Source organism: Methylophilus rhizosphaerae, assembly GCF_900100975.1.
In the GTDB taxonomy this organism is placed as follows: Bacteria; Pseudomonadota; Gammaproteobacteria; order Burkholderiales; family Methylophilaceae; genus Methylophilus; species Methylophilus rhizosphaerae.
The window spans coordinates 269,253-282,847 of the sequence record NZ_FNFX01000003.1; the positions used below are offsets into that span (position 1 = coordinate 269,253).

Below are 13,595 nucleotides of genomic sequence, written 5' to 3' on the forward strand. Positions count from 1 at the left end.
GTGGCAATGATACGGCTGAACCTGATTTTGTTTGCGGTAACGATTGCGATGGCACTGGGCGTAGTCACGGCGCAGTACAAGGCGCGCAAGCTGTATTTTGAACTGGATCGGCAGGAGATGCTGACCAAGCAGTATATGACGGAATATGACCAGTTGCAGATTGAGCAAAGCACCTGGGCCATGCATTCCCGGCTGGAAGAATTTGCTACCGAGCGCTTGCATATGCGCAGCCCGAGCATGCAGCAGACACAAGTCATCGCAGTGGATATGCCTGCTATCCCTTAAGCGGGACAGGGCGAAAGTAGACGTATGTTGTTGAAGGAAAGTCAACATAAGCTGGTGAAACTGCCGGCCTGGCGCAGAAGGGCGCTGCTGGTGTTGCTGTTGCTGAGTTTTGCCCTGTTGCTGGGGCGCGGGCTTTACCTGCAAACCCTGCACAAGGATTACCTGATTAAAAAAGGTGAGGCGTTCTCGCGACGCAAAGTGGTGTTGATGCCGCATCGCGGCAAGATTTACGACCGTAACTTCAAGCCATTGGCCATCAGCCTGCCGGTGGAGTCGTTGTGGGTCAACCCGACCGATGTGCAGGTATCGGCGGCGCAATTAAAGCAAATGGCCAAATTGCTGGATATGGCGCCGAAAGACTTGCAGCAGAAAGTGCAGCAAAAGAAAAAAGAATTTGTGTATATCAAACGGAGAGTGGCGCCCGATGTGGCAAAACAGGTGATGGCGATGAAAGTGCCCGGCGTATTCAGTCAGAAAGAATACAAACGCTTCTACCCGGCGGCAGAAGTGGCGGCCCATATCGTCGGTTTCACTGGCGTGGATGATACCGGCGTGGAAGGCATGGAGCTGTACCGTAACAGCGTATTGTCGGGCACGGCAGGCAAGCGCGACTTTGTACAGGACCGTAAAGGGCATGTGATCGAAGACCTGGTGGCGGTTAAGCTGCCACATGATGGCCAGGACCTGGTGTTAAGCATAGACCGTACCGTGCAATATGTGGTGCATCGCGAGTTATCCCGCGCCGTAGAAAAACATAAAGCCAAGGCTGCTGCTGCGGTGGTGCTGGATGCCAAGACAGGTGAAGTGCTGGCGCTGGTGAATATTCCTACTTATAACCCGAATAGCCCGGTCAATGTCGCCAGCAAGTTGCGCAATTCGGCCATTGTGAACATTTTTGAGCCAGGCTCCACCATGAAACCGGTGACCGCAGCGGCTGCGATGGAATTCGGCCCTTTCCAGCCGGACACCAAAATCCAGACGGCACCGGGATATTTGCGTATAGGCACTGCCACTATCCACGATTCACATCCTAACCAGATATTGAGCGTCTCGCAGGTGATCCAGAAATCCTCCAATGTGGGTTCGGCCAAAATGGCGCTGGAACTTAACCGCGAGCAATTATGGAACACCTACATACAGCTCGGGTTCGGCTCGCCGACTAAAATCGGTTTCCCCGGCGAGGCTTCCGGCAAGGTGCGCGATTACAAAACCTGGCGCCCGATTGAGCAGGCGACCATGTCGTATGGGCATGGGATCAGTGTCACTTTGCTGCAACTGGCGCGTGCCTATACTGTTTTTGCCAATGAAGGTGAGCTGTTGCCGGTTACGCTGACCAAACTGTCTGAGCCGCCGGTGGGGCGCCAGGTGTTTTCTGCCAAGGTAGCGAATGCCGTCAAGGATATGCTGGAACTGGTGGTGCAGCCAGGCGGTACCGCCCTGAAAGCACAAGTGACCGGCTACCGTGTGGCAGGCAAGACCGGCACGGCGCACAAACTGGGCCCCGGTGGTTATGAACACGACAAATATGTTGGCTCTTTTGTCGGTATGGTGCCCGCGTCTAATCCACGCCTGATCATGGCCGTGATGATAGATGAGCCAAGTAATGGTGAATATTACGGCGGTAGCGTGGCAGCGCCGGTGTTCAGCGCCGTGATGAACGATGTACTGCGTATGCTGGTGATTCCGCAGGATGGCGCTGCCATTCCTGCCACCACGCCAGCAGAGATGGATGCAGCTCCGGAGGCAATGTGAGTAAATACATCATCCCAGCGCCCGTCCATGGCATCACTGCGGATAGCCGCCAGGTGGAAAAACATGACCTGTTCCTGGCCTATCCGGGCCAGCATGGCGATGGCCGGGACTACATTGCGGATGCGATTGCCAAAGGTGCCAACACGGTGATCTGGGACAGCCTGGGCTTTGACTGGAATCCGCAATGGACGGTGCACAATATTGCCATTCCTGACCTGAAATTCCAGGTCGGCCATATTGCCAGCCAGTTCTATAAGAACCCTACCGAGCAGTTGTGGTGCATAGGCGTGACCGGTACCAACGGCAAGACCACGGTGACGCATTGGCTGGCGCAGGCATACCGTTTCCTGCAGCGTAAAGCTGCCGTGATCGGCACGCTGGGCAATGGCACGCTGGATGACCTGCAGGCGACACAGAATACGACACCAGGGCCGGTGGCGTTGCAAAAGCTGCTTGCCAATTTCGTCCTGGAGGATGTGCAAACGGTGGCCATGGAAGTGTCTTCACACGGGCTGGACCAGGGGCGGGTCAACGGGGTGGCTTTTGATGTGGCGGTGTTTACCAACGTCACCCGCGACCACCTGGATTACCACCTGACCATGGGAGCATACCAGCAAGCCAAGGAAAAACTGTTCAATTGGCAGACCTTGTCTGCTGCTGTGATTAATGCGGATGACGCGTTCGGTGCCGCCATGATTAGACGCTTGCGCGAGCAAGGCAAACGGGTCATGAGTTATGGCATGCAGGATGCGGACGTATGTGCGACAGCCGTGACCATGCATGCCACCGGTTTCGAAGTGCAGGTGCGTACGCCACAAGGGAATGGCATTGTGCAACTGCATGCACTGGGTCAGTTCAATGTGCATAACATGCTGGCCGTGCTGGGCTGCCTGCTGGTACACGACATCGCGTTACCGGCGGCGTTGCAGGCTGTTTCTGGTTTGATGCCTGTGACCGGTCGCATGCAAATGCTGGGTGGTGGCGATTTGCCGCTGGTGGTAGTCGATTATGCCCATACGCCGGACGCGCTGGAGAAAACCTTGCATACCCTGCGGGTACAGGTGCGTGGCAAATTGAGTTGCGTATTCGGGTGCGGCGGCGACCGGGATCCAGGCAAACGTAGTGAAATGGGACGGATTGCCGGTGAACTGGCAGACAGTGTCATCGTCACCAATGACAATCCGCGCAGTGAAAACCCTTATGCCATTATCGCCACCATTGCGGAAGGCCTGACCCGTGAATTCACGATGGAAACCGACCGTGCCAAAGCCATCACGCAGGCTGTGTCGCTGGCAGGCAAAGGAGATGTGGTATTGGTCGCAGGCAAAGGCCATGAAGATTACCAGGAAATCCAGGGCATCCGTTATCCCTTCAGCGATGCCGAATGGGCGCTGAATGCATTGAAAAAAAGGGTGCCGGCATGATGACCTTGCAGAATATTGCAGATGTCCTGCACGGTACATTGCATGGCACGGATGTGCTGGTGACCTCCGTCGATACCGATAGCCGTCGCGTGCAGCCAAGCCAGCTATTTGTGGCATTGCCGGGCGAGAAATTTGACGGCCATGACTTTTTGCCACAAGTGGTCGCACAAGGCGCTGCGGCGGCACTGGTGTCGCGTCCGGTTGACACCGCCTTGCCCGTGGTTCAGGTCAGCGATACGCGCCTGGCCATGGGGCAACTGGCTGCTTACTGGCGCCAGCATCTCGGTTTGCCTGTGATTGCCGTCACCGGCAGCAATGGCAAAACCACGACCAAGGAAATGATTGCCGCCATCATGCAGGTGCATGTTGGCGGTGCCGGCCAGGTATTGGCAACGGCGGGTAACTTTAACAACGATATCGGCATGCCATTGACCTTGCTGCGCCTGCGCGACACGCATCGCTGTGCCGTGATCGAAATGGGCATGAATCACCTGGGTGAAATCGATTACCTGACACGCCTGGCCCGTCCCAATGTGGCGGTGATTAACAATGCCGGCACAGCGCATATTGGCGAACTGGGCTCACGTGAAAACATCGCCAAAGCCAAAGGCGAAATTTTTGCCGGGTTGGCGGATGACGGGGTTGCCGTCATTAACGCGGACAGCGAGTTCGCTGGCTATTGGCGCAGCCTGAATGCCCATCGCCGTGTACTGACTTTTGGATTAAGTGTCGATGCCGAGGTGCGCGCCAGCATCGTTGCCTGCGAACCGGTGTCATCGTTCACGCTGCATTACCAGGGCGCTTCAGTGGCGCTCACACTGGCTGTCCCAGGTGCGCACAATGTCATGAATGCATTGGCAGCGGCGGCGGCCAGCCTGGCGGCAGGCGCAAGCTTGCCAGAGGTGGCACAGGGCCTGCAAAGCTTCGGCGGTGTCAAAGGCCGCCTGCAACTGAAAACGGCGGCCAATGGCGCGACCGTGATTGATGACACCTATAACGCAAACCCTGATTCGATGAAAGCCGCGCTGGATGTGTTACAGCATTATCGCCAGCGTACCTGGTTCGTGATGGGCGATATGGGTGAACTGGGCGCTGACGCAGCGGCCATGCACGCCATGGTGGGTCACTACGCCAAAGAGAGCGGTGTCGACAATCTGTATGCATTGGGCACACAGTCACAGTTCGCCGTGCAGGCATTTGGCAGCCAGGGGCAGTATTTTGATTCTGTGGAAACCCTGGCTTCTGCCTTGAAGAAAAATCTCGCTGCGGATGATGTGGTGCTGGTGAAGGGGTCGCGTTTTATGCAGATGGAACGTGTCGTGAGTGCTTTGGTGGAAACACAAGCCGCCGGACCGGTGGGGAAATAGGAAGCTTATGTTATTGGAACTGGCAAAGTGGTTATCGACAGATGTGCGTGGATTCCATGTATTTGATTACATCACATTACGTGCCGTGTTGGCGACGCTCACTGCGCTGGCCATTTCATTTATGGTCGGGCCAGCCATGATACGCAAGCTGACCGAATACAAGGTAGGCCAGGCGGTGCGTGACGATGGTCCGCAAACACATCTGGTGAAAGCCGGCACGCCAACCATGGGAGGGGCGCTGATCCTGGTGGCAATTGCGGTTTCTACCCTGTTATGGGGCAATCTGCATAACCGGTTTATCTGGGTGGTGTTGATCACGACCCTGGGGTTTGGTGCCGTGGGTTGGGTCGATGATTACCGCAAAGTCGTGTACAAAAATCCCAAAGGCTTGTCCGCCAGGGAAAAGTATTTCTGGCAAAGCCTGATTGGTTTTGGGGTGGCTGGTTTCCTGTACGCGACCTCGACCACTGCGGTCGAAACCACGCTGATCGTGCCGTTTTTCAAGCACCTGGTACTGCCGCTGGGTGCGGTGGGTTTTATTGTGCTGACCTACCTGGTGATTGTCGGCAGCAGCAATGCGGTCAACCTGACGGATGGCCTGGATGGGCTGGCAACTTTGCCTACCGTGATGGTGGGAGCGGCACTGGCTATATTTTCCTATGTGGCTGGGCACGTGGTGTTTTCCAAGTATTTGGGTATTCCCTATGTTGCGGGTGCCAGTGAGCTGATGGTGTTCTGTGCGGCGATGGTCGGTGCCGGGTTGGGTTTTCTGTGGTTTAACGCTTATCCGGCAGAAGTCTTTATGGGCGATGTCGGTGCGCTGGCACTCGGTGCAGCGCTGGGGGTGGTGGCCGTGATTGTGCGCCAGGAGATCGTACTCTTCATCATGGGGGGCGTGTTTGTGGTTGAAACTTTCTCGGTGGCCGCGCAGGTGCTGTATTTCAAATACACCAAAAAAATGACCGGCACCGGCAAGCGTATTTTCCTGATGGCGCCATTGCACCATCACTACGAACAAAAAGGCTGGAAAGAAACCCAGGTGGTGGTGCGATTCTGGATCATCACCATGATGCTGGTACTGGTGGGACTTTCAACGCTGAAGTTGAGATAACACACGAAATGACGAGTTGAATGCGAACATGAAAAAACACTTCGAACAACAACGCATAGCAGTGCTGGGGCTGGGTGACACCGGCTTCTCTGCCTTGCGCTGGCTGCGCCAGATGGGCGCGGAAGTGGTGATGTTCGACTCGCGCTTACATCCCTCCGGCCAGGATAGGCTGCATGAAGAGTTTCCGGAAGTGGAATACCATCTGGGGCCATTCAACGCAGCGTTACTGGCAGAGATGGACATGATAGTCGCCAGTCCTGGTGTCTCACTCAAGGAGCCGGTGATTGCGCAATTGATGGCGCAGGGCAAACCCGTGGTGGGCGATGTCGAGCTGTTTGCACGTTTCCGTGCGCCGTATGCCAAGGTGATTGCGATTACCGGCTCTAACGGTAAAACCACCGTGACAACGCTGGTCGGGGAGATCTGCAAGCAGGCTGGATTGAACACCATTGTGGCTGGCAATATCGGGGTGCCGGTGCTGGATACCTTGCAGATGACAGCACCGGATGTATATGTGCTGGAACTTTCCAGTTTCCAGCTGGAAGCGACGCATCATTTGCAAGTGGATGCGGCGACGGTGCTGAACCTGTCTGAAGATCATATGGACAGGTACGACGATATGGAGGAGTACGCACAGTCCAAAGCGCGCATTTACCAGCATGCGCGCATTGCTGTCGTTAATCGTGATGATCCGCGCAGTGCGGCATTGGCCGGTCAGTTGCCACAGGTATCGTTCGGTGTGAATCCGGCGCCTGGCATCAATGATTACGGCCTGAATGAAATGGGCTGGTTATGTGCCGGTCACCGGCACTATATCGAATCCGATAGCCTGCATATCCGCGGCAAGCACAATATTGCCAATGCACTGGCCGCGATTGCGCTCACACAGGCCATAGGTATAGACAAAGTCTCTATCCTGCATACGGTGCAATCTTTTACCGGTTTGCCACATCGCGTGGAATGGGTGGCAACGATTGATGAAATCGATTTTTACGATGACTCCAAAGGTACCAATGTTGGTGCTACCTGCGCAGCAATCAGCGGCATGCTCAAACATGGCCAGCCACAGAAGGTGGTACTGATTGCTGGTGGCGATGGTAAGGGGCAGGATTTCACTCCCCTGCGCGCAGCCATTGAGCAGCATGCGAGGGCGGTGGTGCTGATTGGACGTGATGGGCCAAAAATCCAGCAGGTATTGCAGAACATCCAGATGCCCGTGGTGGATGCCGTGGATTTAACCGCTGCCGTACATATTGCAAAAACACTGGCGGAAGCAGGGGATGCCGTGCTGCTATCTCCGGCCTGTGCCAGCTTCGATATGTTCAGGAACTACGAGCACAGGGCGCAAGTGTTTGTTGAGGCAATCAGGGCGATGGAGGCAGCATGCTAGGCCCGCTGATGATGACACGCGAGCGCTATAACTCGCCCAGCCTCGACTTGTCGCTGATCTGGGTGGTGTTGTCTTTGCTGGCCTTCGGCATGGTCATGGTGTATTCCGCCTCGATTGCCTATGCTGACTCCAGCAAAATGTTCGGCCATAACAGCACCTATTTCCTGGTGCGCCAGGCACTTTATATCGTAGTTGGGCTGATTGCTGCCGTGATTGTGTTCCAGATTCCGATGGCCTGGTGGCAGAAAATGTCGCCTTACCTGTTTATTATCGGCATCGTGCTGCTGATCCTGGTACTGATTCCCGGTATCGGCAAAGTGGTCAACGGTAGCCGCCGCTGGATTTCCCTGCTGGTCATGAATTTGCAGCCTTCGGAGTTGATGAAACTGTTTATCGCCATGTACGCCTCGGATTATGCCGTGCGCAAGGCCAGCAACATGCACAGCTTCAAAAAAGGGTTTTTGCCCATGCTGGGTGTGATGGTGTTTGTCGGTGTCTTGCTGCTGAAAGAGCCGGACTTCGGTGCCTTTGCCGTCACTGCCTCGATAGCATTTTCCATTATGTGGCTGGGTGGCGTGAACCTGAAAGTGTTTATGGCCATGCTGGGAGCCTTGCCACTGGCGGTGATCGGCCTAGTGGTGATGGAACCCTACCGCCTGGAGCGCATGAAAGGTTTTTTGAATCCATTTGATGACCCGTTTGATACCGGCTATCAGTTATCCCACGCCCTGATCGCATTTGGCCGTGGTGAATTCTGGGGCGTCGGCCTGGGCGGCAGCGTGGAAAAACTGTTGTACCTGCCGGAAGCACATACCGACTTCCTGCTGGCCGTCGTCGCCGAAGAACTGGGTTATGTCGGCGTGATGGTCGTGGTGTTGCTGTTTGCCTGGCTGGTGATCCGCGCGTTCAGCATCGCCAAGGAGGCTGTTGCCAATGAGCGTTACTACTCTGCCTTGCTGGCGCAGGGCATAGGCGTCTGGATGGGCGTACAAGGTTTTATCAATATGGGCGTGAACATGGGTCTGTTGCCAACCAAGGGCCTGACCTTGCCATTGTTATCTTATGGCGGTAGCGGCATCCTGGCCAATTGCATTGCGCTGTCTGTGCTGTTGCGCATTGATTTTGAGAATCGCCGCTTGCAGAAAGGCTTGCAAACATGAGCCGCCAAACCACATTAATGGTCATGGCGGGCGGTACCGGTGGACACGTTTATCCGGCCATGGCAGTTGCAGATGCATTGCATGCACAAGGCTGGAAAATTGTCTGGCTGGCGACGGAGGGCGGGATGGAAAATCGCCTGATTGCAGATAAACCATACGACAAAGCCATGATGGCCATGCAAGGTGTGCGTGGCAAAGGCCTGCTGGGCTGGCTGACCTTGCCAGTGAAATTGGCGCGCGCATTTACGCAAGCCAGGGCAGCGATTCGCCAGTATCAACCTGATGTTGTGCTTGGCATGGGCGGTTTTGCCGCGTTTCCGGGTGGTGTGATGGCGAAGCTGGCCGGCGTGCCGCTGGTGATTCATGAGCAGAACTCGATTGCTGGCCTGACCAACAAGGTACTGGCAAGGATCGCCAACCGCGTGCTGACCGGGTTTCCGAATGCCCTGGGCACCAAAGGTGAAATGGTGGGCAATCCGGTACGTGAAGTGATTACAACCTTGCCCGTACCGGAAGTGCGATTTGCTGGCCATCATGGTGCGTTACGCATACTGGTCGTTGGTGGCAGCCTGGGGGCGGTGGCTTTAAATACCTTGTTACCCCAGGCTTTTGCGCAACTGCCAGCCAATGAGCGGCCACAGATCATTCATCAGGCAGGTGAAAAGCAGATCGAAGCACTTAAGAAGAATTATGCCGAGGCGGGCGTGGCGGCAGATTGCCGTGCCTTTATTTACGAGATGGATGAAGTGTATGACTGGGCTGACCTGGTGATTTGCCGCGCGGGTGCCTTGACGGTGGCGGAGCTAGCCAATGTGGGGGCTGCCAGTATCCTGGTGCCGTTCCCGTTTGCGGTGGATGACCATCAAACGACCAATGCTGCTTATTTGCAACAGGCAGGTGCAGCCTTGCTGATACAGCAACAGGCGCTGGAAGTGTCGCAGCTGGTGCGCACATTGAAAACCCTGGACAGGCCAACCTGCCTGGCCATGGCGCAAAAAGCACGTGCGCTGGCCAGGCCGCAAGCCACGCAACAAGTCGCAGATATTTGCCGGCAGCTGGCGGCAGGCAATAAAAAAGGAACCCCAGGTTCAGCATGAAACATAAAGTCAAAAAGATTCACTTTATCGGCATCGGCGGTTCCGGCATGAGCGGCATCGCCGAGGTATTGCTCAACTTGGGTTTTGAAGTCAGCGGCTCTGACCTGGCCAGCAATGCGACCACCAGGCGCTTGCAAGACTTTGGTGCCACTGTGTTTCAGGGGCATGCCACCGAGTACCTGAGTGATGCCGATGTCGTCGTGGTGTCCAGTGCCATTAACGAGGCGAACCCGGAAATCATTGCCGCAAGAGCACGCAAGGTGCCGGTGATTCCGCGTGCCGTGATGCTGGCAGAACTGATGCGCTTCAAGCAGGGCATTGCCGTGGCCGGTACGCATGGTAAAACCACGACTACCAGCCTGATTGCCAGCATCCTGGCAGAGGCAGACATGGACCCGACCTTTGTCATTGGCGGCAAGCTGGAAGCGGCCAGTGCCAATGCCCGCTTGGGTACCGGCGAGTGGATTGTGGTCGAAGCTGACGAATCGGATGCCTCTTTCCTGCACCTGACGCCCATCCTGGCCGTGGTCACCAATATCGACCAGGACCATATGGATACTTACGAGCACAGTTTTGACAAGCTCAAAACCGCGTTCGTGGAATTTTTGCAGCAGATTCCGTTCTGGGGCATGGCGGTGCTATGCGTGGATGATGCCAATGTGCGCGAAATCCTGCCACGTGTGACGCGTCCGGTGACCACTTACGGCACGCATGAAGACGCCAGCATACGCGCGGAAAATATCGTGGCAGATAACGGCAAGATGCATTTCACGCTGGTGCGCAAAAATGGCAAGACCTTGCGCAATGAAGTCACGTTAAATCTGCCGGGGCATCATTATGTATTGAATGCACTGGCTGCGATTGCCATTGCCACCGAGCTGAATGTACCGGATGCCGCCATCCTGAAAGCATTGGCTGAGTTTGGCGGCGTAGGTCGCCGTTTTGAGCGTTATGGCGAAATCCCGGTGAACGGCGGCCATTTCACACTGGTCGATGATTACGGCCATCACCCGATTGAAATGCAAGCGGTGATTGCGGCGGCGCGCGGAGCATTCCCTGACCGCCGCCTGGTACTGGCTTTCCAGCCGCACCGCTACACGCGTACGCGTGACTGTTTTGAAGACTTTGTCAAAGTGCTCTCCACCGTGGACGCCTTGTTGTTGACCGAGGTGTATGCCGCCGGTGAAGCGCCTATCGTGGCCGCAGATACGCGCAGCCTGATTCGCGCCATCCGTGTCAACGGCAAGGTGGAGCCACGCTTTGTGGAAACCACCGACGAATTGCCTGCCACGATACTGGATAGCGTGCAGGCAGGCGATGTGGTTGTGGTGATGGGTGCCGGCAACATTGGCAGTGTGGCGGCCAAAACCCGGGAGCTGGCCAGCGTATGACTGCATCGGGTGTAAAAGCATCAGGCTTGCAAGTGCTGCATCACGAGCCGCTGGCACGTTACACCAGCTGGCGTGTCGGCGGCCCGGCCGACCGCCTGGTGCTGGCCGATAGCGTGCAGCATTTGCAGCAGTTCCTGCAGCAATTGTCTGCCAGTGAACCACTGACCTTTATTGGCTTGGGCAGTAATTTGCTGGTGCGTGATGGTGGTGTGCGCGGCACCGTGGTGGTCATGCACCAGGCCTTGCAAGCGCTGGAAATGCAGGGCGAACGGATTTATGCCGATGCCGGCGTCACCTGCGCCAAACTGGCACGTTTTGCCGCCAGCCAGAACCGCGCCGGGGCCGAGTTTATGGCGGGTATTCCGGGCACGGTCGGTGGGGCGCTGGCCATGAATGCCGGCTGCTATGGTGGTGAAACCTGGCAATGGGTGGACCAGCTGAAAACCATAGATCGCAACGGCAAGGTGCAGGTGCGAAACAAAGCGGAATACCAGCCGGTTTACCGCCATGTGACGCATCCGGTAGCAGATGAGTGGTTTCTGGGCGGCTGGTTTACCGTGCCTGCGGGGGATGGCAAAGCGTCAGCGGAGCAGATTAAACAGTTGCTGGCAAAGCGCCTGGCCAGCCAGCCGCTGAATATGCCGAGCGCCGGTTCGACCTTCAGGAATCCTGAAGGTGATTTTGCCGCCCGCCTGATTGAAGCCTCAGGTTTAAAAGGCACCACCATAGGTGGCGCACAGGTATCGGAAAAGCATGCCAACTTTATTGTGAATCTGGGCAGCGCCAGTGCTGCCGACATTGAAGCGCTGATCGAGCACGTCAAAACGACGGTGCGTGCCAAGCAGGGCGTGGCACTGGTACAGGAAGTAAAAGTGATAGGGGAAGGTGTTTTAAAAGCATGAGTCTTAACAGTGTAAATATGGCACAGCAAGCATTTGGCAAGGTCGCGGTGCTGTTTGGCGGCCGTTCAGGCGAGCGTGAAGTGTCACTCAAGAGTGGTTCAGCCGTGCTGGCGGCATTACAACGCCAGGGCGTGGATGCACATGCGTTTGACCCTGCCACTGAGGATTTATCTGCGCTGAAAGCATTTGACCGCGCCTTTATTGCCCTGCATGGCCGCTATGGCGAAGACGGCACTATCCAGGGTGCGCTGGAGTTGATGGATATCCCGTATACCGGTAGCGGTGTGATGGCATCGGCGCTGGGGATGGATAAATGGCGTACCAAATTGTTGTGGACAGCGGCAGGTGTGGTCACGCCTAACTATGTGCTGATGGATGACAGCACACATGCCGAGAATGTGGTGACTGCATTGGGTTTGCCCTTGTTCGTGAAGCCGGCCAATGAAGGCTCCAGCATAGGCGTGAGCAAGGTCAAGCAGGCTAGCGATCTGGTCACTGCGTATACCCTGGCCAAACAGTCCGATCCATTGGTGATTGTCGAGCAGTTTGTCGGTGGCGGTGAATATACCGTGGGTATCCTGGGTGAGACTGCGCTGCCCATCGTGCGCATTGTGCCTAAAAATGAATATTACGATTACGAAGCCAAGTACCTGCGGGATGACACTGAGTATCGTTGCCCCAGCGGATTATCGGCCGAGCAGGAAAAACAGATCCAGGCAGAGGCCCTGCAGGCCTTCAACGTGCTGGGTTGCAAAGGCTGGGGCCGCGTGGACTTCCTGATGGATGAGAGAGGCAGGCATTACTTTCTGGAAGTAAATACCAGCCCGGGCATGACAGACCACAGCCTGGTGCCGATGGCAGCCAAAGCGGCAGGGCTGGATTTTGATGCATTGGTTGTCCGTATTTTGCAGCAAACCCTTTTTGCAGCAAACCCTTTTTGCAGCAAGCCCTGGTACAGGGATAACGGAATAAACGATGTGGCATAAACCGACATTGCTGAACTGGATTGCCAACCTGCTGTTTTCACTGGTGGCGGTGATGCTGTTGTACGCCTTGTTGTTTGTGGTGCTGCACCTGCCAGTGTTCCCGGTCAAGCACGTGCAGGTGGAAGGCAACCTGGATCATGTCAACCACGAGCAGATCCAGCTGATTGTCAGCAAGTACCTGAAAGGCAATTTTTATACGCTGGATTTGCAGCGCACCCGCACCGCGTTTGAGAAGTTGCCGTGGGCGCGCAAGGTCAGTGTACGCCGCCAGTGGCCGGACACCATCGTGGTGCAGGTTGAAGAGCACCAGGCGCTGGGCCGCTGGGGGGGAATCGCCCTGGTCAACCGTCATGGCGAGTTGTTCCAGGCAGCTTCGGATGAGCAGTTGCCGGTGTTTTATGGTCCAGGCGATGCGGTAAAGGAGCTGGCACAAGGCTATGTGAGTTTTGCGCAGATCCTGGCGAAGACCCCGTTGCAGATTCAGCAACTGAGCTTGTCTTCACGCCGCGCCTGGGAGATCAAAACCGCGGACCAGCGGCAGATGATGCTGGGGCGCGAAACGGCCAGGCAGCGGTTACAACAGTTTGTGGCGGCTTACAGCCAGCAACAGACAATTGCGGAAAGTGACTGGCGTTATGCAGATTTACGCTATCCCAATGGATTCGCGTTGCGTATGGCGCGTAACGGAGCCTAAACAACAGATTGCCATGAGCAGGCTGTGCAAGGAAAA

12 protein-coding genes are annotated in these 13,595 nt (G+C 56.0%); all 12 read left to right on the forward strand.

Going from position 1 to position 13,595, the window contains the following annotated elements:
- Positions 1–6: 6 nt before the first annotated feature.
- From ftsL to BLP53_RS08210, 12 genes are read left to right on the forward strand one after another with little or no spacing between them, the layout of a single operon-like run.
- Positions 7–285, forward strand: a complete 279-nt coding sequence (gene ftsL / locus BLP53_RS08155; protein ID WP_091471665.1) for a cell division protein FtsL — start codon at positions 7–9, stop codon at positions 283–285.
- A gap of 24 nt (positions 286–309) precedes the next feature.
- The gene (locus tag BLP53_RS08160) at positions 310–2,037 is read left to right on the forward strand and encodes a peptidoglycan D,D-transpeptidase FtsI family protein (RefSeq protein ID WP_091471666.1); all 1,728 of its coding nucleotides are present in this window, start codon (positions 310–312) and stop codon (positions 2,035–2,037) included.
- Positions 2,034–3,461 carry a UDP-N-acetylmuramoyl-L-alanyl-D-glutamate--2,6-diaminopimelate ligase gene (locus BLP53_RS08165; protein WP_091471667.1) on the forward strand — a complete coding sequence of 476 codons (1,428 nt, stop codon included), beginning with the start codon at positions 2,034–2,036 and terminating at the stop codon, positions 3,459–3,461. The genes BLP53_RS08160 and BLP53_RS08165 overlap by 4 nt, the downstream gene beginning before the upstream one ends.
- A complete protein-coding gene (locus tag BLP53_RS08170) occupies positions 3,458–4,828 on the forward strand; it encodes a UDP-N-acetylmuramoyl-tripeptide--D-alanyl-D-alanine ligase (RefSeq protein ID WP_091471668.1) in 1,371 nt (456 codons plus the stop codon). The genes BLP53_RS08165 and BLP53_RS08170 overlap by 4 nt, the downstream gene beginning before the upstream one ends.
- A gap of 7 nt (positions 4,829–4,835) precedes the next feature.
- Complete coding sequence (mraY, locus tag BLP53_RS08175) at positions 4,836–5,939, forward strand: phospho-N-acetylmuramoyl-pentapeptide-transferase (protein ID WP_091471669.1); 1,104 nt, start codon at positions 4,836–4,838, stop codon at positions 5,937–5,939.
- Between the two features lie 28 nt (positions 5,940–5,967).
- Positions 5,968–7,329, forward strand: coding sequence for a UDP-N-acetylmuramoyl-L-alanine--D-glutamate ligase (gene murD / locus BLP53_RS08180; protein ID WP_091471670.1), 1,362 nt, complete (start codon positions 5,968–5,970; stop codon positions 7,327–7,329).
- Positions 7,323–8,489 carry a putative lipid II flippase FtsW gene (gene ftsW, locus BLP53_RS08185; protein ID WP_091471671.1) on the forward strand — a complete coding sequence of 389 codons (1,167 nt, stop codon included), beginning with the start codon at positions 7,323–7,325 and terminating at the stop codon, positions 8,487–8,489. Before murD ends, ftsW begins: the two co-directional genes overlap by 7 nt.
- On the forward strand, positions 8,486–9,586 hold the full coding sequence (murG, locus tag BLP53_RS08190; protein WP_091471672.1) for an undecaprenyldiphospho-muramoylpentapeptide beta-N-acetylglucosaminyltransferase: 1,101 nt from the start codon (positions 8,486–8,488) through the stop codon (positions 9,584–9,586). Before ftsW ends, murG begins: the two co-directional genes overlap by 4 nt.
- Entirely contained in the window at positions 9,583–10,977 is a 1,395-nt protein-coding gene (murC, locus tag BLP53_RS08195; RefSeq protein ID WP_091471673.1) for a UDP-N-acetylmuramate--L-alanine ligase, read from the forward strand. The genes murG and murC overlap by 4 nt, the downstream gene beginning before the upstream one ends.
- Positions 10,974–11,879 (forward strand): UDP-N-acetylmuramate dehydrogenase, encoded by a 906-nt coding sequence (gene murB, locus BLP53_RS08200; RefSeq protein WP_091471674.1) that lies wholly within the window; start codon positions 10,974–10,976, stop codon positions 11,877–11,879. The genes murC and murB overlap by 4 nt, the downstream gene beginning before the upstream one ends.
- Positions 11,876–12,865 (forward strand): D-alanine--D-alanine ligase, encoded by a 990-nt coding sequence (locus tag BLP53_RS08205; RefSeq protein WP_245652722.1) that lies wholly within the window; start codon positions 11,876–11,878, stop codon positions 12,863–12,865. The genes murB and BLP53_RS08205 overlap by 4 nt, the downstream gene beginning before the upstream one ends.
- Positions 12,855–13,559, forward strand: a complete 705-nt coding sequence (locus BLP53_RS08210) for a cell division protein FtsQ/DivIB (RefSeq protein WP_091471675.1) — start codon at positions 12,855–12,857, stop codon at positions 13,557–13,559. The genes BLP53_RS08205 and BLP53_RS08210 overlap by 11 nt, the downstream gene beginning before the upstream one ends.
- Positions 13,560–13,595 lie beyond the last annotated feature (36 nt).